This is a genomic window from Azospirillum isscasi (assembly GCF_030849505.1).
Taxonomy (GTDB): domain Bacteria; phylum Pseudomonadota; class Alphaproteobacteria; order Azospirillales; family Azospirillaceae; genus Azospirillum; species Azospirillum isscasi.
The window spans coordinates 118,786-144,036 of sequence record NZ_JAUJFI010000001.1 but is presented as its reverse complement, the minus strand read 5'-3'; the positions used below and the strand labels follow the sequence as shown (position 1 = coordinate 144,036).

Annotated in this window: 20 protein-coding genes; 5 read left to right on the top strand and 15 right to left on the bottom strand. The window is 70.4% G+C overall.

The features are described from left to right. Positions 1-97 precede the first annotated feature (97 nt). From QSG27_RS00630 to QSG27_RS00590, 9 genes are all read right to left on the bottom strand, one after another. Positions 98-1,183, bottom strand: coding sequence for an efflux RND transporter periplasmic adaptor subunit (locus QSG27_RS00630; protein ID WP_306703183.1), 1,086 nt, complete (start codon positions 1,181-1,183; stop codon positions 98-100). Then, entirely contained in the window at positions 1,180-2,442 is a 1,263-nt protein-coding gene (entS, locus tag QSG27_RS00625; protein ID WP_306703182.1) for an enterobactin transporter EntS, read from the bottom strand. The genes QSG27_RS00630 and entS overlap by 4 nt, the downstream gene beginning before the upstream one ends. 115 nt (positions 2,443-2,557) lie before the next feature. Beyond that, positions 2,558-4,504 (bottom strand): TonB-dependent receptor plug domain-containing protein, encoded by a 1,947-nt coding sequence (locus QSG27_RS00620; RefSeq protein WP_306703181.1) that lies wholly within the window; start codon positions 4,502-4,504, stop codon positions 2,558-2,560. A 202-nt stretch (positions 4,505-4,706) separates the two neighbouring features. Further along, positions 4,707-6,359: a PepSY-associated TM helix domain-containing protein gene (locus QSG27_RS00615; protein WP_306703180.1), complete on the bottom strand. Its 1,653-nt coding sequence runs from the start codon at positions 6,357-6,359 to the stop codon at positions 4,707-4,709. A gap of 49 nt (positions 6,360-6,408) precedes the next feature. Beyond that, complete coding sequence (locus QSG27_RS00610; protein ID WP_306703179.1) at positions 6,409-6,732, bottom strand: hypothetical protein; 324 nt, start codon at positions 6,730-6,732, stop codon at positions 6,409-6,411. A 3-nt stretch (positions 6,733-6,735) separates the two neighbouring features. Continuing rightward, positions 6,736-7,023, bottom strand: a complete 288-nt coding sequence (locus QSG27_RS00605; RefSeq protein ID WP_306703178.1) for a hypothetical protein — start codon at positions 7,021-7,023, stop codon at positions 6,736-6,738. 126 nt (positions 7,024-7,149) lie between these two features. Then, entirely contained in the window at positions 7,150-8,322 is a 1,173-nt protein-coding gene (locus QSG27_RS00600; protein WP_306703177.1) for an HPP family protein, read from the bottom strand. 89 nt (positions 8,323-8,411) lie between these two features. Further along, a complete protein-coding gene (locus QSG27_RS00595) occupies positions 8,412-9,551 on the bottom strand; it encodes an SbmA/BacA-like family transporter (protein WP_306703176.1) in 1,140 nt (379 codons plus the stop codon). A gap of 350 nt (positions 9,552-9,901) precedes the next feature. Further along, positions 9,902-11,929: a methyl-accepting chemotaxis protein gene (locus tag QSG27_RS00590; protein WP_306703175.1), complete on the bottom strand. Its 2,028-nt coding sequence runs from the start codon at positions 11,927-11,929 to the stop codon at positions 9,902-9,904. A gap of 323 nt (positions 11,930-12,252) precedes the next feature. Here QSG27_RS00590 and QSG27_RS00585 point away from each other — a divergent pair, with 323 nt between their 5' ends. Beyond that, complete coding sequence (locus QSG27_RS00585; protein ID WP_306703174.1) at positions 12,253-13,239, top strand: aldo/keto reductase; 987 nt, start codon at positions 12,253-12,255, stop codon at positions 13,237-13,239. A gap of 9 nt (positions 13,240-13,248) precedes the next feature. On the opposite strand, the gene QSG27_RS00580 is transcribed toward QSG27_RS00585, so the two are convergent. Next, entirely contained in the window at positions 13,249-14,124 is an 876-nt protein-coding gene (locus QSG27_RS00580; RefSeq protein WP_306703172.1) for a LysR family transcriptional regulator, read from the bottom strand. A gap of 108 nt (positions 14,125-14,232) precedes the next feature. On the opposite strand from QSG27_RS00580, the gene bla reads away from it, so the two are divergent. From bla to QSG27_RS00560, 4 genes are all read left to right on the top strand, one after another. Continuing rightward, positions 14,233-15,123 carry a class A beta-lactamase gene (bla, locus tag QSG27_RS00575; RefSeq protein ID WP_306703171.1) on the top strand — a complete coding sequence of 297 codons (891 nt, stop codon included), beginning with the start codon at positions 14,233-14,235 and terminating at the stop codon, positions 15,121-15,123. Between the two features lie 157 nt (positions 15,124-15,280). Continuing rightward, positions 15,281-16,024 carry a sulfate reduction electron transfer complex DsrMKJOP subunit DsrO gene (gene dsrO / locus QSG27_RS00570; protein ID WP_306703170.1) on the top strand — a complete coding sequence of 248 codons (744 nt, stop codon included), beginning with the start codon at positions 15,281-15,283 and terminating at the stop codon, positions 16,022-16,024. Further along, entirely contained in the window at positions 16,021-17,157 is a 1,137-nt protein-coding gene (gene nrfD, locus QSG27_RS00565) for an NrfD/PsrC family molybdoenzyme membrane anchor subunit (protein ID WP_306703169.1), read from the top strand. The genes dsrO and nrfD overlap by 4 nt, the downstream gene beginning before the upstream one ends. Before the next feature lie 14 nt (positions 17,158-17,171). Then, complete coding sequence (locus QSG27_RS00560) at positions 17,172-20,279, top strand: molybdopterin dinucleotide binding domain-containing protein (protein ID WP_306703168.1); 3,108 nt, start codon at positions 17,172-17,174, stop codon at positions 20,277-20,279. A gap of 44 nt (positions 20,280-20,323) precedes the next feature. On the opposite strand, the gene QSG27_RS00555 is transcribed toward QSG27_RS00560, so the two are convergent. The 5 genes from QSG27_RS00555 to QSG27_RS00535 all read right to left on the bottom strand — a co-directional run bounded on the left by QSG27_RS00555 (position 20,324) and on the right by QSG27_RS00535 (position 25,109). After that, positions 20,324-21,520, bottom strand: coding sequence for an ATP-dependent DNA helicase (locus QSG27_RS00555; protein ID WP_306703167.1), 1,197 nt, complete (start codon positions 21,518-21,520; stop codon positions 20,324-20,326). A gap of 64 nt (positions 21,521-21,584) precedes the next feature. Next, complete coding sequence (locus tag QSG27_RS00550; RefSeq protein ID WP_306703166.1) at positions 21,585-22,778, bottom strand: MFS transporter; 1,194 nt, start codon at positions 22,776-22,778, stop codon at positions 21,585-21,587. Between the two features lie 13 nt (positions 22,779-22,791). Beyond that, complete coding sequence (locus tag QSG27_RS00545; RefSeq protein ID WP_306703165.1) at positions 22,792-23,601, bottom strand: amino acid ABC transporter ATP-binding protein; 810 nt, start codon at positions 23,599-23,601, stop codon at positions 22,792-22,794. Positions 23,602-23,605: 4 nt separating this feature from the next. After that, a complete protein-coding gene (locus tag QSG27_RS00540; protein ID WP_306703164.1) occupies positions 23,606-24,268 on the bottom strand; it encodes an amino acid ABC transporter permease in 663 nt (220 codons plus the stop codon). 31 nt (positions 24,269-24,299) lie between these two features. Next, positions 24,300-25,109, bottom strand: a complete 810-nt coding sequence (locus QSG27_RS00535; protein ID WP_306703163.1) for a glutamine ABC transporter substrate-binding protein — start codon at positions 25,107-25,109, stop codon at positions 24,300-24,302. Positions 25,110-25,251: the final 142 nt, after the last annotated feature.

The window sequence follows — 25,251 nt, the reverse complement described above, 5'->3', positions numbered from 1 at the left end:
CTGGCGGCAGGCGGATGCCATTGGCATCCGCTGAGAGCCGGCGAATGAGGCGATACGAGTCTGAAGCGAACGGACGTTCGCTTTAAGGAAAATCCCCTCACCCCACCATGTCCGGGACGACCGGCTGGTCGGGGCGCAGACCCTCGTTGCCCTGGACGACCACCAGATCGTCGGGGCGAAGCTCGTGGCTGAGGATCTCCACGCGGTCGCCGGAATGGCGCCCCGTGCGCACCGCCACCGGGCGGGCCACGGCCCCGTCGCCGCCGCGCTGGACCACCCAGACGCGTGCGCTGCCGTCGGGATGGCGCTGCACCGCGTCCGCCGGGACCTGCAGCGCGATCTCCGCCGTGCCCGGCGCCGGGCCGAGCGCGACGCTCACACGCGCCGACATGCCGGGCATCAGCCGCCCGTCCGGGTTGGGAAGCGCGATGTGGACGCGGAAGCTGCGGCTGACCGGATCGGCGGCGGGCACCACCCGCTCGACCGCGGCGTCGATCCCGGCCCCGTCCTCCGCGCCGGCGGCCAAGACGGTGACGCGGGTTCCGGCTTTGACGCGCCCGTGCTGGCGCTCCGGCACGTCGACCACCACGCGCAGCGGGTCGGTGGCGGTGAGCTGAAGCACCGAACCGCCGGAGCCAACCCACTGCCCGCGCTCGGTCCGCCGCTCGGTCACCACCCCGGCGAAGGGGGCGGTCAGCCCGTGGCGGGCCACCTGCTCCCGCTGGATGGCGACGGAGGCGCGGAGCTGGCGCACCTTGGCCTCCTCGATGGCGGCCTGGGCGAGTTGCGTGCGGTAGCGGGATTGCGAGACGCTCTGCACGCCGGCCAGAGCCTCCGCCTCGCGGGCCAGCCGCTGGGCGTCGCGGTGCAGATGCTCCGCTTCGGCCAGCGCATGCTCCAGGCGCTCCAGCTCCAGCCGGGCGACGGCGTCGTCCAGCCGCAGCAGGAGCTGCCCCTCCTCCACCCGGTCGCCGGCCTCGGCCAGCAGGCTGTCCACCCGGCCCTCGACCTGCGCGGACAGGGCGCTGCTCCGCGGCGACACCAGCGTGCCGGGCAGGTGCAGCGCCTGCCGGACGGGGGCGGCGACCACCGCCGTCACCTTCACCCGCGTCTGGGCGGCGGCGGGAAAGGCGGCGGCGAGCAGGGCGGCGGACAGCAGGATCGGCATGGCGTGCATCATCATCCGGTTCCCTCCAGGGCGGGATCGCTCATCGGCGCCCGGCGCATCGTGGTGGCGGCGGCGGTCACGGCGGCGGCGAGCGCCAGTGCGCCCAGGCCGAGCGTCAGGATTCCCGCCGCGGGGGTCAGCAGGTTGGCCAGCAGGCCCAGGCCGATGGTTCCGGCGCTGTCGCCGAACACGTCCTGGGCGGTCCACAGGCTGTTGACGCGGCCCAGCAGATGGTCGGGCGTGTGGCCCTGGACCATGCTGTATTCCAGAAGCGAGGCGATGGACGTGGCGTAGCCGAACAGCACCAGCACGGGCAGCGCCACATGGAATCCACCGGGGAGGCTGCCGGCGGCGCCGATCACGGCGATGCAGGCGAAGGCGCCCATGCAGGCGCCGCCCATCGCCAGCCCCGGACGCTCCACCCGCGCGGCCCAGCCGCTGAGCGCCGCACCCAGCGTGGCCCCAACGGGGACGGCGCTGTACATCAGTCCGGTCTTGAAGGCGCCGCCGCCAAACACCTCCTCGACCAGCGCCGGGAAGAGGATGCGGATGGAGGTGGCGACGGTGGTCAGGCAGCCGAGAGCGACCACGCTCAAAATCACTTTGTGGCCGGCCAGGAAGGCAAGGGCTTGCGCCATGGCGCGCAGCGGATTCTCCCCGGCGTCCCCCTCCGGCATCATCCGCGGCAGGCCGAGCAGCGTCAGGACGGTCAGCCCGGTGCCGAGCGCGGTGAGAAGATAGACCCAGCCGACCCCCATGCCCGCGATCAGCAGGCCGCCCAGCGCCGGCGACAGGATGGTGGCGATGCGCATGGACAGCATGCCCAGCGCGCGGGCCTGCACCAGATTGGCGCGCCCGACCAGATGGGGCATCGCCGCCATCAGCGCGTTGACGCCGATCGCCCCGAAGAAGCCGTCCCAGAAGGACAGGCCGTAAATCGCCAAAAGGGATGGAGAGGGCAGCGCCGCGTTGGCCGCCAGCCCGAGGAAGCCCAGGCCGCAGACGCTGCGCGCGAACAGGATCAGCCGGCGGCGGTCCATCCGGTCGGCCAGCACGCCGCCCAGAAGCAGGCCGAGGAACATGCCGACACCGTCGCAGGCGGCGGCCATCCCGACCTGAAGGCTGGACCCGGTAAGGCCGTAGACCTGGACCGGCACCGCCACCGCCAGCAGGCCGAGCGCCATCAGCGAGATGGTCCGGGCGATCAGCACGCGGCGGAAATCGGGGTTGGTCTTCAGAAGGCTGACATCGACGAAAAGGTTCGACAGGGTCATGGCTGGCCTTCCTGGGCGGGCCTTCCCGGCACCGGCACCCGCGGCGGCAGGACCGGGGGCGGCTTTGAAAAAAACATGCCCGCCCCCGATGGAACCGGAGGCGGGCGGCAGCGGATCAGAAGCGGTAGTTGGCGGAGACGTAGTAGTTGCGTCCCACCTCCACCGACTGGAAGCCGGTGTTCTTCTCGCTCAGAATCACGTTGGTGATGTTCTTCACGCCGGTCCCGACGGTCAGCGCGTCGGTGACGTCGGCGCTCAGGCCCCAGTTCAGCAGCGTGTAGCCGGGCATCTTGGAAACGCCCTCAAGCTGCGGGCCGGTGTAGGTCGTGGACACCGTGGTGCTGAGGTTGTCCAGCGCCTGCCAGGTCAGCGAGGCGTTGATCTTGTGGCGCGGACGGTTCTCCAGCTCGGCACCGCTGGTCTGCTCGGTGTAGAGGTAGGCGTAATTGCCCGACAGCAGCAGCTTGGGGGTCAGGCTGACGGAGCCCGTCACCTCGACGCCCGAGATGTCCACATTGTTGATGTTGCGCCAATTGCGGGCCACGGCCACCGGGTCGTAGACCGCCTGGATCATGTCCTTGACCTTGTTGTGGAACAGCACGACGCTGCCGTCCCAACGGTCATGGCGGGTTTCCACGCCGATTTCGTAGTTGGTGCTGGTCTCGGGTTCGAGATCCGGGTTGCCCGACAGGAAGCAGCGTCCGCCGCAGCTCACGATGCGGTATTCGCGGCTGAGCTGGTAGGCGTCCGGCGCCTTGTAGCCCTGGCTGACGCCGGCTTTCAGCGACAGCGTGTCGGTCAGCGCGTAGACGACGTTGGCGCGGCTGGTGAAGTTGCCGCCGAAGATCTCGTGGTGGTCGTAGCGGGTGCCGAGCGTCAGCGTCAGCGCGTCGGTCAGGCCGATCTGGTCCTGGAGATAGACGGCCTTCTGCCCGATCTCCGACTTTCCGGACCGCAGGAAGGTGTTGGGGTCCTCCACCGTCTGCTTGCGGTATTCCGCACCCGCGGTCAGGCGGTTGAAGCCGAGCTGGAAGTTGCTGCGGCCATGCAGGAAGAGGTTCTTTTCCTTCAAATGCCGCTGCTGCGGAGCGTTGAAGGAGGTGTTGAAGTCGTCGATCCGGCCATCTTCATAATTGGCCTCCAGCAGCGTGTCGCCCCAGCTCCAGTTGCCGCGGTGGGCCGCGCCGATGGTGTTGCGGACGATCTCCTGCTCCTGGTAGGAGAACCAGCGGTCGTAGACGCCGCGCGGGCGGTAGTCGCGGTTCAGGCCGTAATTGGCCTCCAGCGTCTGGTTCTCGGTGACGTCCCAGGCCACCGTGGACAGGAAGTTCGCCAGATCCTTCTTCTCCAGCGCCGGCACCCGCCCGTTGTAGCGGGAGTTGGTGTACCAGGGTTGGCGATGGAAATACTCGGCGGCGACGGTGGCCGAAACCTTGTCGGTGACCGGGCCGGCGGCGTACAGGCCGGTGCGGTACTGGGTGCCGCCGCGGCCCGGCTGGACGAGGCGGTAGTCGCCGTTGATCTCGCCGGACCATGCGTCGGTCGGCTTCTTGGTGATGATGTTGACCACGCCGCCGATGGCGTCGGAGCCGTAGAGCGCCGACATCGGGCCGCGCACGACCTCCACCCGCTCGATGGCGGACATCGGGATCGAGTGGTAGTCGAAGTCGCCGCCGCGCCACAGCGCGTCGGAGGTCGACACCCGGCGCCCGTTCACCAGCACCAGCGAATAGTTGGCGCCCATGCCGCGGATCACCACCTCGTCGCGGCCCGTGGCGTCGGTGCTGTCGTTGACGCCGACCGTGCGGTTCAGGACCTCCGGCAAGCCGGTCGTGGAGACGCCCTCCCTCCTCAGATCCTCCGACGTGATGACGGTGGTGAAGGCGGGGGCGGTCAGCGTGCTTTCCGACGTGCCGGTCGCGGTGACCGTCACCGGCCCCAGCGTCTGGACCGGCGCGACGTTCGTCTGGGCAGGCGCCTGGGCGGTCTCCTGGGCCAGCGCCGGCGTTCCCCCCGCCAGCGCGGCCACCAGCGCCGCACCCACCACGGCCGTGGTCTTCACCGCAGCAACCGGACGGCCCGCTGCCGCCCCCTTCTTTGCACACGCCCCCGATGTGCGTTTGGTCATGTCCGTATCCCCTGATTACACAATGCCGGAAATGCAAATGCGACTCATTCGCAAATACCGCTTTCGATTGTTAGTGCATATCCCTTTTCGCTGCAAGGGATATGACTCGGATAAGTTGCTTTTCAGATGAGCCGGGTCATTCCGCCGGGTTGGCCAGCGGCGGGGCGTGCAGGCGTGGCTCCGGACCGGCCTCGGCACCGCTCTGCGGGGCGGACCAGACGCTGTCCCGCGGGCCGCTGCGGGCGCGCCGCTCCGCGCTGCGGGCCATGGCCGCGAAGGCCAGCGCGCCGGCCAGCGCCACCAGATCGACGCCGATCAGCCCGTCCGACACCCACGGCCCCGGCAGAACAAGGCCGAGCAGCGAGGTCGCCGGGATGGCGGCGGTGGCCGCCACACAGGCCCACAGAAGCTCCACCCCCGCACGGGGCGCCCCGCGCAGGAAGGCCCAGGCGCAGGCCCCCAGGAAGGCGGCATAGTAGATTCCCCAATGCCAAGCGTGCAGGTCGTCGACCAGCCCGTTCAGCCATTTTCCGGACGCGATGGTCAGCGACAGGGCGCCGACGCAGCCCAGGCAGACCCCGACCGTTCCGGCGGCGAGCAGGCGGGTGGAGCGGCTCTGCTCGACCGGACCGCCGGACCGCTGTCCCTTCGCCTGCCGCTCCGTGCGGCGGCGCGACTCGATCCACAGCAGGTTGCCGGTGTAGAACAGCGCCGCCCCGGCCAGCCCGAGCAGGAAGTAGGACCAGCGCACGATGCCGCCGCCGAAGGTGCCGAAATGCAGCGCGAAGATGGCGGAGACGGTGGCCGACCATCCGTTCTGGTGGCCCGGCATGTACTGGGTGTCGATGATCCGGCCATCCACCGCGCCCATCAGCACGAAGCCCTCCCGCCGCACCAGATAGCGCGGGTCGTGGCCCCAGACGCGCACGGTGGCGGCCCCGGTGCCGGCGTCGTGATACTCCAGGCTGATCGGGTGGAAGCCGGGGGCGAGCGTGTGGGCGCGCGCCAGGAACTCCTTCGGCGGCAGCATGACCGCCGGCCCCATGTCCTTCGACACGGTGCGGAAGGGGCTGCTGGCCGCCGCCACCTGCCGCATCTGCCCGCCGTAGACCACCCGGTCCAGCGTGTCGTAGATGTGGTCGTGCAGCCCGAACACCACCGCCGTCAGGGCGATGACGATGTGGAAGGGCAGGCTGATCAACCCCAGCACGTTGTGGGCGTCCAGCCACAGGCGCTTGATGTTCCTGGTGACGCGCAGGATCAGGAAGTCCTTGACCAGCGACGGCAGCAGGATGATCACGCCCGACACCAGCGCCACCACATAGAGCGCGCTGGCGACCCCCGTCACCGTGGTGCCGATGTCGAGATCGCCCGGAATGCCCACGGTGCGGTGCAGGAAGTCCACCAGCAGCCCGATCCCGGACGGGTTGAGCTGCTCCACCGCCACGTTTCCGTCCGGCGCCAGGGTGGCGGCCCAGGGGGCGGGGTCGAAGCGCTCCTCCGTCCAGGTCAGGCGCAGCGGCGCCTCCCCGGCGAGCGCCGGTTCCACCGCCAGGGTGAAGTCCCGCACCTCCGGGCGCAGGGCGCGCGTCGCGGCGACCAGCTCCTCCGCCCGGTCGAGCGTCGCCGGGGTCACCTCCACCGGCGGCGTGATCCAGCGCTCCAGCGGTTCCTTGAACATGGTCAGGGCGCCGGCATAGAAGCAGACGAACAGGATCAGCCCGGTCAGGATGCCGGTCCAGGTGTGGACCTGACGGTAGATGCGGACGACGTCGGTGCGGATGGCCATGGCTCGGATCGCGGCTGTGGAGTGGGGCGGGCGGACAGCGGGCGGGCGGTCAGTGGAGCAGCGGGCTGCGCGCGGCGAGCAGCGCCGTGTGGGCCAGGACGGTGGCGCAGCCCAGCCACAGCCAGGCCTGGCGCCCGCTGCGGAACAGGAAGCAGGCGCTGACCACCCCAAGCCAGATCGGGGCGACCATCCACATGATGAGCTGGAGCTTGTTCACCGCCGACGGTCCGCCGGGACCGATCCAGGAGAACAGCCCCGCCAGGGCGATGGCGAGCAGGAAGCCCAGGATCACCCCGGCCAGGGTCTTGCTCCACCAGTCGGGGCGGATGGGCGTGGGCGTTTTGGAAACGGAGGCGGCGGGCGCGGCGGTCATCGCTCAACCCTCCCGCCGCGCGAGCGCGGCGCCGCGGGCGGCGGCGGCGAAGGGCAGGGCGGTGAGCAGGACCATCGCCACGGTGAGGCTGGTGAACAGCGCGGTCGCCGGCTGCATCACCGCCGACCACAGCAGCCACCCTTCCAGCAGCGCCAGCGTTCCGGCGATGCGGTAGGGACGGGCGGGAAGGGGGCGGGCCAGCCATTGCTGGCGGGGGGCGGCCAGATAGAAACAGGTCACCCCGGCCACCGTCGCGGCCAGCGCCAGCCCATGAAGGAGAATGTCTGCCATCGGAGCGCTTCCATGCATGTCCAGCCCATCCTTTGCGGATGGAAGGCGTCATGGTTTGCCTATCTCCGATTGATTTTGCAACTGATTCTTATTTGCGATATAGGGTCTTTCCGCGGCGGCGCGGCGCTACGCCACCAGCCCGGCGGGGCGCTTGGCGCTTTCCAGCGATTGCAGAAGATTGGTCCGGGCCATCACCAGAAGCAGGTCGGTCTGGGTGACCACGCCCAGCAGCCCGCCGCCGCCGTCCACGATCGCCACCTCGTGCGTGCGTCCGTCCGACAGCGGGCCGAGCAGGCGGAAGGCCGGGGTTTCCGGACCGGCGGTCACCGGCGGGGCCATCAGGCCGGCGACCGTGGCGGCGTCCCTCACCAGATGCTGGTGCCCGACCAGACCGACCACCACGTTGCGCCGGTCCACCACGGGCAGGGTGCGGAAGGCGTGCTCGATCAGCCGGGCGCGGGCCACCTCCGGATGGGCGTCCGCGCTCACCGCCACCACGTCGCGGGCCATGATGTCGCCGCAGGTGATTCCGCCGTGCATCCGCTCCATGGCGTGAAGCTCCGCCTTTTCCAGAAGGGTGCTCAGATCGTCGCGGTTGACGTCCAGCGCCTCCCCCAACTCGCGGATCGCCTCGTCCAGGTCGTTGGCGGTGAGGCCGGTGCGCGCCTGCGCGGGCGGGTCGGCGGTGCCGTGGGTGTTGGCCGGCTTGGGCGGCGCCCGGTGCGGGTAGGAATGGCCGGAGAAGCGGTGGAAGGTCCAGCCCGCCAGCACCAGCAGGATGGAGTTGACGGCCACAGGATAGAGCACGAACTGCATCCCCGACGCCGCCACCGCCGGCCCGCCGATCACCGCGGTCAGCGCGGCGGCCCCGCCCGGCGGGTGCAGGCAGCGCGTCATCGACATGGTGGCGATGGCCAGCGCCACCGCCACGCCGCCGGCCAGCATCGGGTCGGGAATCAGCGCCGCCACCATCACCCCGACCAGGGCCGACAGGGTGTTGCCGCCGATGATCGACCAGGGCTGGGCCAGCGGGCTGGCCGGCACGGCGAACAGCAGCACCGCCGACGCCCCCATGGGTGCGACCAGGGCCGGCGCGCTGGTGATGTGGGTCAGCAGGTTGTGGCACAGCAGGCCCGTCGCGGCGAGGCCGAGCATGGCGCCGCAGCAGGCGATCAGCCGGTCCTTCAGGTTCGCACCGGGAAGGATGGGTTTGAAAAGGGCGAGACGGCGGCGGTTTTCGCGTTTCTTCAGCACAATCGTTTTCCAGCGGCGCAGCAGGAGCCGTTTCTTCTGGTGCATTCTGCCCGGTCCCTCCCAAGGTTTCGGTGTGCGGCGGCAGGATAAAACCTCAAGTTAGGTTGAGGTCAAACGGAAAGTGCCGGACGGCATCACCGTTTCCGCACGGTGTTGCCGCCATCGGACAGGGATTCGGGAATGCGCGCCTTGACCGGGGGCAAGGGGGCGATCCCGGCCAGCGCCTCCTTCAGGCCCAGCACGCGCTCCACAGACGCCTTCCACTGGGCGACGGTCGCCAGATTGTCGATGGGCCAGGACAACGCCGCGACGGTCTGCTGGAAGGCTTGCGCGGTCTGCATCATCATTCCCAGCGTGATGGTGCCCGCGACATAGCGGGGCGCCACCACCAGGATGGGAAGCACCGTGGACAGCACCGAATAGGACGCGCCGAAGGCCATCACCCGGACCAACGCACCGGTCTGCCGCTCCCAGCCGCGGCGCACCCCGCCGAACAGCAGGGCCATGCGGCCCCTCTCCGCGGTTTCGCCGTTCTGCCGGGCGATGGTGGGGGCGTTCTCGCGCACCCGCGCCAGACCGAAGCGGAAGTCGGCCTCCAGCCCTTGCCGCCGCTCCGCCGCGCGCACCAGCGGCTGCCCCACGGCGAAGGCGGCGGCGGTCCCGGCGGCGGAAAAGGCCAGCGCGGCGAGAAGCAGATGGCCGGGCACCGCCAGGGCGAAGCCGCCCAGCTCCACCACCAGCGTGCCGGAAAGCCGCCACAGGATGCTGGCGAAGCTGACCAGCAGCAGCAGGCAGTAGGTCAGCGAATGGCCCAGGTCGATGGCCAGTTCGGTGACGATGCGGATGTCTTCCGCGATGCGCCCGTCCGGGTTGTCGTGGTTGCCGGGACGGGCGGCCAGCGCCTGTTCCCGTCCGTCCGACAGCCAGTCGTCCAGGAGCCGCCGGGTCAGCCATGCCCGCCAGCCGAACTGGATGCGCCGCTTCACCCACAGATGGGCCACCGTGACGGCGATGTTGAACAGCATGATGCCGCAGGCCGCCGCGGCGATGACCGGCAGCCGGTCCATGGCCCGCTGCTCCAGCGCGTCGAACAGGCGCTGGCTCCACAGATTCATCATGACGGGAACGGACACCTGCGCCACCGTCAGGGCCAGCAGGGCCGCCGCCAGAAGCCGAACGGTCCAGCGGTCCCGTCCCGACCAGTGGCCGCCGGCCAGCCCGGCGAAGCGCCGGGCGAAGCCGAAAGCGTTCTTCAGGGCAATCCTTTTCGCCATGGCCGTCCATCCCGGCCTTCCGGCACCTTGGCCGGCGCCTTTGGCCGACGCTCCGGCCCTCCGGTCAGCCTAGCACCCTTCCGCCGGGTGGTGACCGGGACAAGCGGCGATCCTCCTTTATGCAGGGCAATCGCCTGAACGCAATGTGCGTAAGACGCTGGCAAGACCGACACGGATTTCACGGATCATGACCGGATTTCACGGAATCGAGCGGCTCGATGCCCTTGGCGTGCGGCCGGCACAGGGACGTCCGTGGAATCCGTGTTCAAATCCGTGAAATCCGTGTCGGTCTTGCCCCCAACCAAGCGGTGCCCCCTCCTCAAGCGGTTACCCTACCCCTTTATGCCGGATCAGGCGGCCCGGACGGTGGCGATGAAGCTGCGCACCTCGCCGCGCAGGCGCTCCGCCTCGACGGCCAGCTCCTCCGACGTGCCGTGGACGTGGCTGGCGGCGTTGCCGGTCTCGTGCACCGCCGTGCTGACGCCGGCGATGTTGCGCGACACCTCTTCCGTCCCCTGGGCGGCCTGGGTCACGCTGCTGGCGATTTCGCGGGTCGCGGCGGCCTGCTCCTCGATGGCGGCGGCGATGGTGGTGGCGATCTCGCTCATGCGGCCAATGGTCTGGCCGATGCTGCCGATGGCCTTCTGGGCGCCGCCGGTGGTCTGCTGGATCTCCTGCACCTTCGACTGGATCTCGTCGGTCGCCCTGGCGGTCTGGTTGGCGAGCGCCTTGACCTCGCCCGCCACCACGGCGAAGCCCTTTCCGGCCTCGCCCGCGCGGGCCGCCTCGATGGTCGCGTTCAGCGCCAGCAGGTTGGTCTGGGCGGCGATTCCGCTGATGATCTCCACCACCTGCCCGATCTGGTCCGCGGCGGCGACCAGGGCGCGCATGGTGCGGTCGGCGCCCTCGGCGTCGGTCACCGCCTGATCGGCGATGCGGGTGGAGATGTCCACCTGATGGCCGATCTCGGCGATGGAGGCCGACAATTCCTCGGTCGCGGTGGCGACGGTCTGCACGTTGGCCGACGCCTGTTCGGACGCGGAGGCGACCAGAAGCGCGCGCTCGCTGGCGTCCGCCGCGGTGCCGGACAGGGTGCTGGCGGCGTCGTGCATGCCGCCCGCGGCGCTGGCCACGGTCTCGACGATGCCCTGGACGGTCGCCTCGAAGGTGTCGGCCATGCGGATCATGGTGGCACGGCGCTGCTCGGCGGCCTGCCGTTCGGCTTCCTCCTGGGCCTTGCGCATGCGCTCCATCTCCTCGGCGTTGGACTTGAAGACCAGGAGCGCGCGGGCCAGCGCCCCGATCTCATCCGTCCGCCAGCCCTCGTCCACCCGCACCGTCCGGTCGCCTTCGGCCAGCCGGCCCATTGCCCCCGTGATGGTGCCGAGCGGGCGGGTGATCGCCCGCGAGATCATCCAGGCCAGCAGCAGGCCCAGCGCCAGGGCGGAGGCGGTCACGACGGCCCCCTTCCGCTCGGCGGCGGCCACCGCGGCGGCGGCGCTGCGCTCCAGCTCCTTCAGGATGCCGGTGGAGTGCTTGCGGATCGCGCCGATCTTTCCGTTGATCTGCGCGCCGGCCCGGGCCAGCGTGTCGGTGTGGACGCGCCCCATCTCCTCGGCGATGGCGGCGATGCGCTCGATTCCCGCGCTGTACTGCGGCAGCTTGGCGAGGACCTCCGCGCGCTTCGCGGAGCCGGGGCTGTCGGTCCAGCTCGTCGCTTCCGTCCGGACGTCGCGGACGACCGCCGCGAGATCCTGGCGGATGCGCACCAGATCCTCCGCCTTGGTTTCGGCCACGAAGCGGGCGACCAGCACGCGCACCAGCAGATACTGCTCGCTGACGCCCGCGGCCTGGATGGTGTGGTCGAGGTCGCCGGTTTCCCGTTCCGCGGCCACCAGCTCGCTCAGCGTCCGGCGGATGTCGGCGCCCAGCTTGTTCACCACCTCCGCCACGATGCCGTCGCGTTCGGTGCGCAGGGCGACCAGACGGTCGAAGCCGGTCAGGAAATCCTGTTCCAGCCCGCGGATCTCCTCCACCGCCTGCCGGTCGGCGGCGTCGCCGATGCCGGGGGCCGCCTTGTCCAGATGCCGGCGGAAGTCTCCGGCGGTGGTGCGGAACCGGTTGGCCGCCCCCGGCGACCCGGAGACGAGGAATTCGTCCGCGGCGCCCAGCGCGTCGGACAGCGCGGTGTCGGCCTCGGCCAGCGTCAGTGTCACGTCGGACTGGGCCGCGTAGTTGTGCAGTGCATCGTCGCTGGACCGAAGACCGCTCCAGGACACCGCCCCCAGCGTGACCAGAAGGGCCAGCGTAACCCCGAAGCCGGTGTAGATCTTTGTTGCGGTGCGCAAGTTGGCGAAGGCGCGAAGGGGGGTTGTCATGATGGGATGTCCTGACTTGGGCTTTCCTGGTTCGGCGGCGGTTGCCCGCACCGGACACGATCATTCTCAAAAATCGTACCAACTCCCAATCCCTGCGCAATTGCTGTTCCACCCAGCAAAATTCCCGAGCAAACGGCGCGGTTGTTCCTTCCAATCCCGTTGCAAAATGCCAACGCGCTCCCATCCGCTTTGCAATCCGCCACGCGGGCGGCGGCGCGCGGGAACGCCGCGGCCATCGCCATGTTGAGGGCCGGTGTCGAGGGGAGCGCCGTCGGCGCGCCGAACGAAGCCCCGCGCAGGCACGGAACAACGAGAGGTCGACCATGCCGGACAGCCCGCATTTCGCTCCGCCCGGACCCATCGGATTCGGTGGCGCCCCGCTCGGCAACATGTTCGAGGAGGTGCCGGACGACGTGGCGGAGGCCACCCTGGCCGCCGCCTGGGACGCCGGCATCCGTTATTTCGACACGGCCCCCGAATACGGCCCCGGCATTTCGGAGCACCGGTTCGGCCATGCCCTGCGCAACCGTCCGCGTGACGATTTCGTCCTGTCCACCAAGGTCGGACGCCTGCTGCGCGCCGATTCCAGCAAGGGCGGCAAGCACGGCCCCTTCGTGAAGGGGCTGCCCTTCCGCGTGGATTACGACTACACCGCCGACGGGGTGCGCCGCTCCATCGAGGACAGCCTGCAACGGCTGGGCATGGCGCGGATCGACATCGCCTACATCCACGATTGCGCCGAGGACGCCCATGGCGACCGCTGGCTGGAGGTCTTCGACACCGCCATGACCGGCGCCGCCGTGGCGCTGACCCGGTTGCGGGAGGAAGGCGTCATCCGCGGCTGGGGCCTGGGCGTCAACCGGGTCGAGCCCTGCGTGATGGCGCTGGAGCGGGCCGATCCCGACGTCTTCCTGCTCGCCGGGCGCTACAGCCTGCTGAACCAGCCGGCGCTGGACACGCTGTTCCCGCGCTGCCGGGAGCGCGGCGTCCATGTGGTGGTCGGCGGCCCCTACAACTCCGGCCTCATCGCCGGGGGCAGGACCTTCGAGTATCAGGAGGCCCCGCCGGACAAGGTGGCGGCGCGCGACCGGCTGGCGGACATCGCCCGGCGGCACGGCGTGGATTTGCGGGCGGCGGCGCTGCAATTCTGCGCGGCGCATCCGGTCGTCGCCTCGGTCATTCCCGGCACCAAGAATCCGCCGCGCGTGCAGGAGAATGTGGCGCTGATGAAGCAGCCCATCCCGGCGGACTTCTGGCGGGAGCTGAAGCAGGCGGGCGTCCTGCCCGAGCAGGCTCCGACACCGGCCTGAAGCGCCGGCCTAGTCCTCCGCGCGGGCGGCGGCGGCGATCCAGTGGCGGAAGCTCTGCATCGCCGCCGTCTCCGGGCGGGATTGCAGCCGGGTCAGCCAGTAGCGGCCCGCCGGCACCTCGACGGCGAAGGGACGGACCAGCCGGTCGGTGGCGAGGTCGTGCCCGAACAGGCGCGCGGGCAGCAAGGCCACCCCGGCGCCCATCGCGGCGGCGGCGGCGATGGTCGGGGAGGAATCGAAGACCGGCCCACGGATGGCCGGGCAGGGCACACCGGCCAGCGCGAACCAGCGCTGCCATTCTTCGACCCGGTAGGAGCGCAGCAGGGTTTCCCGCGCGAGGTCGGCGGGCGCGGCCAGCCGCTGCGCCAGCGCCGGGGCGCAGAGCGGGGTCAGCGGGGCGTCGAGCAGCGGCGCCGCCTCCACCCCGTGCCAGGAACCGTCGCCGAAGCGGATCGCGAAATCCAACCCCTCGCCGGCCAGATCGACGCGGTTGTTGTTGGTCAGGATGCGCAGATCGACCGCCGGATGGGTGGCGGTGAAGGCGGGCAGGCGCGGCAGCAGCCAGCCCGTGGCGAAGGTGCCGACCACCCCGACCGTCAGCACCTCGTGATAGCGCCCCTCGGCGAAGCGGTCGAGCGTCGCGCCGATCCGCTCGAAGGCGTCCATCAGCACCGGGACCAGCGCCGCCCCCTCGTCGGTCAGGGCGAGGCCGCGCGGCAGGCGGCGGAACAGGGTGACGCCCAGCCGCGCCTCCAGCGTGCGGATCTGCTGGCTGACCGCCGCCTGGCTGACGCACAGCTCCAGCCCGGCGCGGGTGAAGCTGAGATGGCGGGCCGACGCCTCGAAGGCGCGGAGCGCGTTGAGCGGAAGCTGCGGACGGGCCATGGAGAACCATTAGTTTTTCTTGTGGCTCGTGAAAACTATCATCGTTTGTTCCGGCGCCGGGAGCTTTTTATCGTCCCCCCATCGACACGGCATGGAACGAGGGATGCGATGATCGGACGGCGGGCCTTCCTGGCCGCGGCGGGCGGCGTGACGGTGCTTGCGGCGACCGGTGCGAGGGCGGAAAAACCCAGGAAATTCGGCGGCAAACGGCTGGCGGACGCGATCGCCGCGCTGGAGACGCGCAGCGGCGGGCGGCTGGGCGTGGCGGTGCTCGACACCGGCACCGGGCAGCGCTTCGGGCGGCGCGCGGACGAGCGGTTCCCGATGTGCAGCACCTTCAAATTTCTTTTGGCTGGCGCCATCCTGAAGCGGGTGGACGAGGGGCGCGAGCGGCTGGACCGGCGCGTTCCGGTGACCAGGGCGGACCTGGTTCCCCACGCGCCCTTCGCCGAAACCCGCCTCGACGGCCCACCCCCCACGGTGGCCGAACTGTGCGAGGCGACGATGACGCTCAGCGACAACGTGGCGGCGAACCTGCTGCTGCCGGCGGTGGACGGCCCCGCCGGGCTGACCGCCTTCCTGCGGACCCTGGGCGACGCGCAGACCCGGTTGGACCGCAACGAGCCGTCGCTGAACAGCGCCATCCCCGGCGACCCGCGCGACACCACCACGCCCGCGGCGATGGTGCACAGCATGGAGCGGCTGATGCTGGGCGACGCGCTGGCCCCGGCCTCGCGCGAGCGGCTCATCGCCTGGATGGTCGCCAACCGGACCGGCGACAAGCGGCTGCGCGCCGGCCTGCCGAAGGGCTGGCGCGTCGGCGACAAGACCGGCACGGGCGTGCGCGGGACGGCCAACGACATCGCCATCGTCTGGCCGGAGGGGCGGGCGCCGCTGCTGATCGCCAGCTACCTGACCCAGACGGCGGACGGCTTCAAGGAACGGGACGCCATCCACGCCGGCGTGGCGCGCGCGGTCGCCGACGCCCTCGACGGCTGACCGCCGTCCGGGCCGCCTGCGGCATGTCGTCGCTGGGGTTTGCCCTAAGAAGTCTAGGGATGCTCCCAATGGGAGGGGGAGGAAGGCGCCGGTACCCTTCGCACCATGGGGCCGCGGTTCGTCGCGGCCGAAGGATTCAGGTGCGAAGAGGCCAGCCATGGACCGATCAAGGCGCAACTTCTGCCTCGGCGCCGGTGCCGCGACGATAGGGGCGGCCATGCCCGCCGCCGCCGCACCCGGCGACGCGACGCCGGGCCGCCGGGACGGCGATCCGGCGCACCGCTGGGCGATGGTGGTGGATGTGGGCAAATGCGTGGGCTGCCAAGCCTGCACGGTCGCCTGCATCATGGAGAACGATGTTCCGGAAAACAGCTTCCGCACCATCGTCTCCACCTATGAGGTGACGGAGCGGGGCAAGGCCGGGAGCTACATGCTGCCCCGCCTGTGCAACCACTGCGAGGACCCGCCCTGCATTCCCGTCTGCCCGACCGGCGCCACCTTCCAGCGCCGGGACGGCATCGTGGTCGTGGACAACACGGTCTGCGTCGGCTGCGCCTATTGCGTCCAGGCGTGCCCCTACGACGCGCGCTTCATCAACCACGAGACCCAGACCGCCGACAAATGCACCTTCTGCGTCCACCGCGTGGAGGCTGGTCTTCTGCCCGCCTGCGTGGAGACCTGCGTCGGCGGCGCCCGCGTCTTCGGTGACCTGAACGACCCGGACAGCGCCGTCTCCACCCTGGTGCGCGAGGAGAGCCCCAAGGTGCTGAAGCCGGAGCAGGGGACCCGGCCGCGCGTCTTCTACGTCGGCCTCGACCCCCGCTTCCAGGGGAAGGTGGACGGCACGCCGACCCTCTGGCGGCCCAGCGGCCAATCCCACGCGGAGAAGGAGCACGCATGATGGACAACCACATCGTCGAGGTCATCAACGTGACCCGCGAGGTCGCGTGGCTTCCCTGGGCCGTTCAATACTTCTTCCTGATCGGCCTGTCGGTCGGCGGCCTGCTGCTCAGCCTGCCCGGCTACGCCTTCGCGCGGGAGGACTGGCGCAGGCTGGGGCGCACCGCCCTGCTGGTGGCGCTGACCTGCGGGCTGGCCGCTCCGGTGGCGTTGCTGTCGGACCTGCACCAGCCGGGCCGCTTCTGGCACTTCTACGTCGTGTTCCGCCCGACCTCCTGGATGTGGTGGGGTTCCGTCTTCATTCCCTTCTACGTCACGGGCCTGCTGCTCTACGCCTGGGCGTGCTTCCGCGAGGAGTTGCAGGCGCATGGCCGGGTGGACAGCCGCCTCGCCCCGCTCTACCGGCTGGCCGCTCTGAACGGCGGGCGCAACGACGCGCTGATCCGCGCCGCCGGCCTGTTCGCCCTGGCCGGTGCGCTTCTCGTCGCCCTCTACACCGGGGCGGAGGTCGCGGTGGTCAAGGCGCGCCCGCTGTGGCACACGCCCTTCCTGCCCGTGCAGTTCCTGCTGACCGCGCTGGCCGGCGCCGCCGGTCTGGTGCTGGTGCTGAACCGCTTCGCCGCCGGCAACGACCGCGCGGTGGAGGTGCGGGGGAACCGGCTGCTCGCCGGCGTCCTCGGCGCCGTCATGCTGGTCGGCGCGCTGTGGCTGGCGCTGGGCCTGTCCGGGCTCGATGCTATCCATGCGGAGGCGCTGGGCAGCGTCGCCGGGTCGGAGGCGTGGCGCGTCACCGCCGTCTGGGCCGTCGCCGCCACCGCTCTGCCCTTCGTCATCGCCGTCGCGAGGCCCGCCGGAACGGGGCTGCTGACCGGGCTGATCGCCATCCATGGCGCCTGGATGTTCCGCTGGACCGTGTTCATCGGCGGCCAGACCGTGCCGAAGACCGGCGCCGGCTTCTACGAATACGCGCTGCCCGCCGGTCCGGACGGGCTGCTGGGGATCGCCGGAACGGCGGGACTCTGGCTGTTTCTGCTGATCGCGATCACCGCCATCCTGCCTTCCCCGCGCCGCCCGGCGCCCGGTCCGGCCCGCGCGCCCTACGCGCCCGCCGGAACCGTGGCCGCCGCCGAGTGAACGGAGCAACCGTCATGTCCATGTCACGTCGCCTTCTTCTGAAGACCAGCGCCGCGGGCGGCGCGCTCGCCGCCTTCGCGGGTGGCTTCTCCGACACCGGGCGCAAGCTCGTGAAGGGCGCCTGGGCCGGGGACAAGCCCGACCACGCCATCTCCGGCAACGCCCCGGCCCCGGAATTCCGCGTCGATCCCGCGACCGGCGACCTTGTCCCGACGCCGGGCCAGATCGTCGCCAACGTCGCCTGCCTCGGCTGCACCACCCTGTGCGGCGTCCGCGTCCGGGTGGATGTGGCGAAGAACAAGGTGCTGCGCGTCGCCGGCAACCCCTACAGCCCGCTGTCCACCGACCCGTTCCTGCCCTACGGCACGCCGATCAAGGAAAGCTTCAAGTCCCTGTCGCGGCTGGACGAGAAGGGGCTGAATGGCCGTTCGACCGCCTGCGGGCGGGGCAACGCGGCGCTGGAGATGCTGACCTCGCCCTTCCGCGTCGCCACGCCGATGAAGCGGGTCGGCCCGCGCGGTTCCGGCCAATGGGAACCCATCGCCTTCGACAGGCTCGTGGAGGAGATCGCGGAGGGCGGCGACCTGTTCGGCGAAGGCCCGGTGCCCGGCCTGCGGGCCTTGCGCGACCTGAAGACGCCCATCGACCCGGCGGCGCCGGAGCTGGGGCCGAAGGTCAACCAGGTGGCTTTGCTGTCCTCGGTCAACGACGGGCGGGAGCCCTTCGTGCGGCGGTTCTTCAACCAGGCGCTGGGGACGATCAACTTCGTCGGCCACGGCTCCTATTGCGGCGGCGCCTACCGCTCCGGGTCGGGGGCGGTGTTCGGCGACGCCAAGAAGATGCCGCACGCCAAGCCGGACCTGCAGAACGCCGAGTTCGTGCTGTTCATCGGCACCGCCCCGTCGAACGCCGGCAACCCGTTCAAGCGGCAGGCCATGCTGCTCGCCAAGGGGCGGACGGACGGCGTTCTGAACTACGTCGTCGTCGATCCGGTGCTGACCAACGCCGACAACCGCGCGGCGGCGGAGCGGTCCAACTGGATTCCCATCCGGCCCGGCACCGACGGCGCGCTCGTCATGGGCATGATGCGCTGGATGTTCGAGAACGGGCGCATCGACGCCAACTACCTGTCCCAGCCCAACGGCAAGGCGGCGGAAGCCGCGGGCGAGGCCGGCTGGTGCAACGCCACCCATCTGGTGATCCGGCAGGCGGGCCACCCGCGCGACGGGCGGATGCTGCGCGCCTCCGACCTGGGTTGGGTGACCCTGGATGAAAAGGAGCGCTACGGCGCCAAGGACGCCTTCGTCGTGCTCGACCCCGCCGGGACACCGGTGGCCCACGACGCCCTGATGGGACCCGCCGCGCTGTTCCACGACGGGACGGTGGCGACCCCGGCGGGGGACGTGGCGGTGAAGACCGGCCTGACCCTGCTGCGCGAGGAGGCGATGCGGCTCGACCTGCGCGGCTACGCCGACGCCTGCGGCATCCCCGCCGACGTGATCGCCGGTCTGGCGCAGGAATTCACCAGCCACGGCAAGAAGGCCGCCGCCAACGCCCATGGCGGCATGATGGCCGGCAACGGCTTCTACAACGCCTTCGGCGTGGTCACGCTGAACACGCTGATCGGCAACCTGAACTGGAAGGGCGGCACCATCTTCGGCGGCGGGCGCTTCCCGGACGAGCAGGACGGCCCGCGCTACAGGCTGGCGAGCTTCCCCGGTCAGGTGAAGCCCTCCGGCACCGCCATCAGCCGCCCCGTCCCCTATGAGAAGTCCAGCGAGTTCAAGGCGAAGAAGGAGGCCGGCAAGCCCTATCCTGCCAAGGCGCCCTGGTACCCCAACGCGCCGCAGCTCACCACCGAGTATCTGACCAGCGGCGTCGTGGACGGCTATCCCTACCCGCTGAAGGCCCTGTTCCTGTGGAACAGCAACCCGGTCTACGGCATCCCCGGCGTCCGCGCCCAGGTGGAGGCGAAGCTGCGCGACCCGAAGGCGCTGCCGCTGATCGTCGCCATCGACCCCTTCATCAACGAATCCACGGCCTTCGCCGACTACATCGTGCCGGACACGGTGCTGTACGAGACCTGGGGCTGGGCGTCCCCCTGGGCGGGCGTGCCGACCAAGACCTCCACGGCCCGCTGGCCGGTGGTGACGCCGCGCACGGACACTCTGCCGGATGGGCGGCACGTCCAGATGGAAAGCTTCCTGATCGCTCTGGCGAAGCGGCTGGGTCTGCCCGGCTTCGGCCCGGACGCCATCGCCGACATGGACGGCAGGACCTACCCGCTGGAACGGCCCGAGGACTGGTACCTGCGCGGCGGCGCCAACATCGCGTGGCTGGGCAAGCAGCCGGTGCCCGACGCCACGGACGAGGACATCGCCCTGTCCGGCGTGGCCCGCGTCCTCCCGGCGCTCCAGGCAACGCTGAAGGAGGAGGAGTGGCGCAAGGTCGCCTTCGTCCTGGCGCGCGGCGGGCGCTACCAGAACCAGTCGGAGGGCTTCGAGGGCGACAAGGCCACCCACCGTTTCAAGGACGGGCTGCTGGTCTACAACGAGGCGGTCGGCGCAGCGAAGAGCAGCGTGACCGGCAAGCGCTGGACCGGAACCGCCGCCTGGACGCCCCCGGCCTTCGCCGACGGCACGCCGATGCGGCAGGTCCACAGGGTGGAGGACTGGCCCTTCCAGCTCGTCAGCTCGAAGTCCGTGCTGGTCAGCGCCTACACCATTGCGGCCAGCCGCCTGCGCCATCTGCACCCGGAGAACCCGGTGGGCATCAACGCGGAGGACGCGCGGCGGCTGGGCATCGCCACCGGCGACCGCATCCGCATCGCCACGCCGGGCGGGGCGGAGCTGGCGACGGCCATCGTCCGGCACGGCGTGATGCCCGGCGTGCTCGCCGTCGAACACGGCTTCGGCCATAAGGAGTTCGGCGCGCGTCCCCACGTCATCGGCGGCCACAGCCAGCCGGCGGTGCCGGAGATCGGTGCCGGGGTGAACATCAACGACCTGGGCCTGCCCGACCCGACCCGTCCGGGCGCGTCGGTCTGGCTCGACCCCATCGCGGGAACGGCGGTGCGCCAGGGGCTTCCCGCAAAGCTGGAGCGGGTCGCCGCGGCGGTGTGATCCATTGGGGGGCGCGATGCAAGGACGCCGCGATCCCCCATCCGTCACGCGCCGAGGTCGGGCATCCGCCAGTTCCCGCCCAGATCGGCGTTGCGCAGCAGCAGGAACAGCTCGTCCTGGGAGCGGGTGACGGCGGTGTAGAGCCAGCGCCACCGGTGCTCCCGGAAGGCGGCGGAATCGTCGAGCACGGTGACCGACGGGAACTCCGACCCCTGGGCGGAATGGCAGGTGATCATCCAGGCCCAATCGAACTGCTGCACGTCCCGCTCCACCCGCGGGGCTTTGGTCTCGCCGTTGTAGTGGGCCTGGAACATCCAGGGATGGACCATCAGCTTGCCGCGGGGCCGCACCTCGTCCTCCATATGGACGCCGAGCGACCACAGCCCGTCCTGCCGGCCCCGCCCCTCCGCCGCCGGGCGGGTCAGCGTGCCGATCATGCCGTTGAACAGCCCCTCCTCGCGGTCGTTGCGGCGGCAGATCACCCGCTCTCCGGCCTGGGGCATCACCGTGTCGAAGCCGTGGCGGGTGCGGATGCGCCGGGTGAAGTCGGTGCGGACGCGGTGGGTGCCGCAGATGGTCTGGGTGTCCACCCGCAGGGCCAGCGGCTCGGTCACCCGGTTCAGCGGCAGCACATGGGCGTTCCCGGCGGTGCCGAAGCGCCGCGGCAGCTCCTGCCGGCGCAGCAGATGGGCCAGCCGGATCACCGGGCTTTCCCGCGCCGTGCGGTGCGGCTCGACCAGCCGGAAATCCGGTTCGCCGCGGGTCAGCGTGCCCTGTCCGGTCACCGGGGGAAGCTGGTAGTCGTCGGCGATCATCAGGATCTTCTTGCCGGAACGCAGCAGGTCGCCCGCCACGTCGTCCCCGACCATCGAGCCCTCGTCGCAGACGATCAGGTCGGCCTCGGCGAACTTCCCCTGCGAGCGGCGGGCAAAGAACAGCTCGCCGGTGTCGTCGTCCTGCTGCGGGGCGTAGATCAGGGAATGCAGGGTCGCCGCCCGGTCGATGCCCTTGCGGCGGAGCACCTGCGCGGCCTTCCCCGTGGGCGCCCCGACCACGAAATTCTCCAGATGGCGGCGCTCCTGGAGATGGTCCAGCGCGAAGACGGTCGTCTTGGTCTTGCCGGTCCCGGCCTCTCCGGCCAGCCAGAACATCTGGGGGGCCGCGGGGTCGGCGTACCAGGCGTCGATGGCCTGGATCGCCCGGAACTGCTCGTCGGTCGGGGTGTCGGAGGTGCTGGGCATGGAGCGCGGGGGAGGGGGCTGCTGGGCGGGGCACAGTAGCCCGCCCACGCCCCGCGGCCAAGCCCTACGGCTCCATCCGGAACGGCCCGCTGATGACGCGGCGCAGTCCGGCGAACAGCGTCAGCCCGCCCGACACCACCCCGACATAGACGAACAGCGCGTCATGCCCGAACCACTCCATCGCCGCCGTCGCCACCAGCGGCCCGAGCGCCGCGCCCAGCGCCCAGGCGAGCAGCAGCGCGCTCGCCAGCGGCACCGTTTCCTCCGCCGTCACATGGTCGTTGGCGTGGGCCACGCAGATCGCGTAGAGCGACAGGGCGGCGCTTCCCCACAGGGTGAACAGCCCCAGCAGGACGGTCTGCGGCGCCGCTCCGCCGGGCGGGTCGGCGAAGGCGGCGATCAGGACGGCGGCGACCGTCGCCACGGCGGACACCACGCAGATGACCAGCCGCCGGTCGTGCCGGTCCGACAGCCGCCCGATCGGCCATTGCAGCACCACGCTGCCCACCTGGATGCCCGACATGATCAGGGCGACCCCCGCGGCGGGCAGGTCCAGCCCGGCCAGCCACGCCGGGCCGATGCCGGTGACCGCCGTGTTGCACAGGCCCACCATCAGGCAGCCCGCGAAGGCCACGGGCGCCCGCCGCACATACTGCCAGGGCGAGGGCGCCGGCCCCTTCGGAGCGGCGCTGGCCGGCGGGCGGATCACCGCCACCGGCACCAGCGACAGGCCGTAGCAGCCCGCCGCCAGAACGGTCAGCCACAGGGCCGACAGGTCCGGGTTGGCGAGCAGCATCTGCCCGCCGATCACCGCCACCTTGCAGGCGATCATGTAGAGGGAGAAGACGCTGCCCCGCGATCCCGGCGGGGACAGGGTGGCCAGCCCGCTTTCCGCCACCGTCAGCATCCCGACGTAGGACACCCCCATCAGCACCCGCAGGGCCACCCAGGCCCGCGCGTCGGGCAGCAGGTTCAGCAGCAGCGTGGCGGCGGCGGCGAGCAGCCCGAAGGCGGCGAAGGACCACACCCCGCCCACCCGCCGGATCATCCAGGGCGCCGCCCAGCAGCCCAGCACGAAGCCGACCGAATAGGCCGACGCCACCGCCCCGACGACCAGCGGCGGGGCCGCCGCCTCGGCGAGGCGGAGCGGCAGCAGGATTTGCAGGATGCCGTTGGCGACCTGGATGACGCAGACGCCGACGATCAGCGCGGCCAGAACCGTGAGCGGCGAGGCGGGCGCCCGATGGGTGTGGGGCAAGATCGCGGGAAGGTCAGTGGTTGCCGGGCAGGGCCTCCAGCGGATCGTCCGCCGGCGGCTGCGGGCGGGCGCCGGCCAGATGGCCGTCCACCAGGGCGCGCAGGAAGCCGCGGGTGCGCTCCTGCGTCGGGTTGGTGAAGATCTGCTCCGGCGGGCCGGATTCCACGATGCGTCCGTCGGCCATCACGACCACCGTGTCGGCGACCTCGCGGGCGAAGCCCATCTCGTGGGTTACCACCATCATGGTCATGCCTTCCTCGGCCAGCGTCTTCATGACCTGGAGCACCTCGCCCACCAGTTCGGGGTCGAGCGCGGAGGTCGGCTCGTCGAACAGCATCACCTTCGGCTTCATGGCGAGCGCGCGGGCGATGGCGGCGCGCTGCTTCTGCCCGCCCGACAGGGTGGACGGATAGACGTCGGCCTTGTCGCCCAGCCCCACCTTGCGCAGCAGCTCCATGGCCAGTTCCCGCGCCTCGGCCTTGGCCATGCGGCGCACCACCACGGGGGCGCGCATGACGTTCTCCACCGTGGTCATGTGCGGGAACAGGTTGAAGGACTGGAACACCATGCCGGTCTCGGCGCGCAGCGCGTTCAGCTCCTTGTCGGGGAGGGGCTTGCCGTCGGCGATGATGGTGCGGTGGTTGATGCGGATCTCGCCGCGGTCGGCGATCTCCAGGCAGTTGCAGCAGCGCAGCAGCGTGCTCTTGCCCGAACCGGACGGGCCGATGACCACGGTGGTGCGCGACGGCGGGACGGTCAGGCTGACGTCCTTCAGCACCTCGGTGCTGCCGAAGCTCTTGTAGACGTTGCGGATCTCGATCACCGGCTTACCCTCTTTCCACGGTCATGCGCTTTTCAAGCTGGCGCAGAATCCAGGTGGCCGCGTTGGTCAGGATGAAATAGATCAGCGCCACTGCGATGTAGACCTCCAGCGCGCGGAAGCTGGTGGAGATGATGCGCTGGCCCTCGCGCATCACGTCGTCGATGGTCAGCAGAGACACCAGCGCCGAATTCTTGATCAGCGCGATGGTCTCGTTGCCCAGCGGCGGCAGCATGCGGCGGAACGCCTGCGGCAGAACCACCTCCCACATCGCCTCGCGGTAGGACATGCCGAGCGAGCGGGCTGCCTCCATCTGGCCGCGGTCGATGGATTGGATCGCGCCGCGCACCACCTCCGACACGTAGGAGCCGCTGTAGATGCCGAGCCCGATCACGCCGCACAGCCACGCCGGCAGCAGGATGCCGAACTGCGGCAGGCCGAAGAACAGCAGGAACAGCTGCACCAGCAGCGGCGTGCCGCGGATGAAGGCGACATAGGCCGACGCGATGCCGTACAGCACGCGCCGCGCCGGGTTGAGGCGGATGATGCCGACAAGCAGCCCAAGCACGGCGCTGAGCAGGAAGGCCGCCGCGGTCACCTCGATGGTGACCACGGTGCCTTTCAGAAGCTCCGGCAACCCTCCCCAGACGGGGGCGAAGTCGAGCGTCACGGGAGGGGTCCTCCGTTCACAAAAATAACAATCACTTCTTGGCTTCGAACCACTTGTCCACGAGCTTCTGATAGGTGCCGTCGGCCTTCAGCTTGGCGATGGCGGCGTTCACCTTGGTCACCAGCTCGGTGTTTTCCTTGCGCATGGCGAAGCCGTAGTCTTCGGTGGTGAGCTGCTCGTCCAGCACCTTCACGGTCGGGTGGGTCTGGGCGTAGAGCTTGGCGGCGGGCTTGCCGGTCACCGCAACGTCGGTGCGGCCCGTCTCGACCTGCCCGAACATCTCGGCGTTGGTCTCCACCTCGACAATCTTCGTCTTGGGGAAGTGCTCCTTCAGGTGGGCGACCGACTTGGTGCCGATCTGCACGGCGGCGGTCTTGCCTTCGAGGTCGGACGGACCCTTCACGGCGGTGTTGTTCGCCTTGACCATGATGACGAGGCCGCCCGGATAGTAGGTGTCGGAGAAGCCGACGACCTTGCGGCGCTCCTCGGTGATGTACATGGCCGAGGCGATCATGTCGAAGCGGTTGGCGAGCAGGCCGGGGATCAGGCCCTTGAAGTCGATGTCCACCCACTCGACGCCCTTGGTGGCGCCCAGCTCCTTGGCGATGGCCTCGACCAGCTCGATGTCGAAGCCGGTCTTCTTGCCGTCCTGCGAGAATTCGAAGGGCGCGAAGGTGGCGTCCACGCCGACGCGGAAGGTGCCGTTCTGCTTGATGGAGGCGATCACCGCGTCCTGGGCGCGCGCCGGGACGGAGCCGGCGCCGACCACGGTGACGACCGCGGCGGCGGCGAAGGTGGCGGCGGCGAGAAACTTACCGATGGACTTCCCAATGGGCTTCATGGATCAGCTTTTCCCTGTTCGTTGCGCCCGCGTTGCCATGTCCGAAGGCCGGGAGGAGCCCCTGCGCAGCGACCGGCTTGGCAGCGCCGTGTTTTGCCTATAAAACATATGTTGCCCAGGGAAAACAGCTGCGTCAACGCCG

What these genes read in the sequence shown, in the direction of transcription:
- QSG27_RS00630 (WP_306703183.1), bottom strand. Translation starts at nt 1,183, where the DNA reads ATGATGATGCACGCCATGCCGATCCTGCTGTCCGCCGCCCTGCTCGCC.
- entS (WP_306703182.1), bottom strand. Translation starts at nt 2,442, where the DNA reads ATGACCCTGTCGAACCTTTTCGTCGATGTCAGCCTTCTGAAGACCAAC.
- QSG27_RS00615 (WP_306703180.1), bottom strand. Translation starts at nt 6,359, where the DNA reads ATGGCCATCCGCACCGACGTCGTCCGCATCTACCGTCAGGTCCACACC.
- QSG27_RS00610 (WP_306703179.1), bottom strand. Translation starts at nt 6,732, where the DNA reads ATGACCGCCGCGCCCGCCGCCTCCGTTTCCAAAACGCCCACGCCCATC.
- QSG27_RS00605 (WP_306703178.1), bottom strand. Translation starts at nt 7,023, where the DNA reads ATGGCAGACATTCTCCTTCATGGGCTGGCGCTGGCCGCGACGGTGGCC.
- QSG27_RS00600 (WP_306703177.1), bottom strand. Translation starts at nt 8,322, where the DNA reads ATGCACCAGAAGAAACGGCTCCTGCTGCGCCGCTGGAAAACGATTGTG.
- QSG27_RS00595 (WP_306703176.1), bottom strand. Translation starts at nt 9,551, where the DNA reads ATGGCGAAAAGGATTGCCCTGAAGAACGCTTTCGGCTTCGCCCGGCGC.
- QSG27_RS00590 (WP_306703175.1), bottom strand. Translation starts at nt 11,929, where the DNA reads ATGACAACCCCCCTTCGCGCCTTCGCCAACTTGCGCACCGCAACAAAG.
- QSG27_RS00585 (WP_306703174.1), top strand. Translation starts at nt 12,253, where the DNA reads ATGCCGGACAGCCCGCATTTCGCTCCGCCCGGACCCATCGGATTCGGT.
- QSG27_RS00580 (WP_306703172.1), bottom strand. Translation starts at nt 14,124, where the DNA reads ATGGCCCGTCCGCAGCTTCCGCTCAACGCGCTCCGCGCCTTCGAGGCG.
- bla (WP_306703171.1), top strand. Translation starts at nt 14,233, where the DNA reads ATGATCGGACGGCGGGCCTTCCTGGCCGCGGCGGGCGGCGTGACGGTG.
- dsrO (WP_306703170.1), top strand. Translation starts at nt 15,281, where the DNA reads ATGGACCGATCAAGGCGCAACTTCTGCCTCGGCGCCGGTGCCGCGACG.
- nrfD (WP_306703169.1), top strand. Translation starts at nt 16,021, where the DNA reads ATGATGGACAACCACATCGTCGAGGTCATCAACGTGACCCGCGAGGTC.
- QSG27_RS00560 (WP_306703168.1), top strand. Translation starts at nt 17,172, where the DNA reads ATGTCCATGTCACGTCGCCTTCTTCTGAAGACCAGCGCCGCGGGCGGC.
- QSG27_RS00555 (WP_306703167.1), bottom strand. Translation starts at nt 21,520, where the DNA reads ATGCCCAGCACCTCCGACACCCCGACCGACGAGCAGTTCCGGGCGATC.
- QSG27_RS00535 (WP_306703163.1), bottom strand. Translation starts at nt 25,109, where the DNA reads ATGAAGCCCATTGGGAAGTCCATCGGTAAGTTTCTCGCCGCCGCCACC.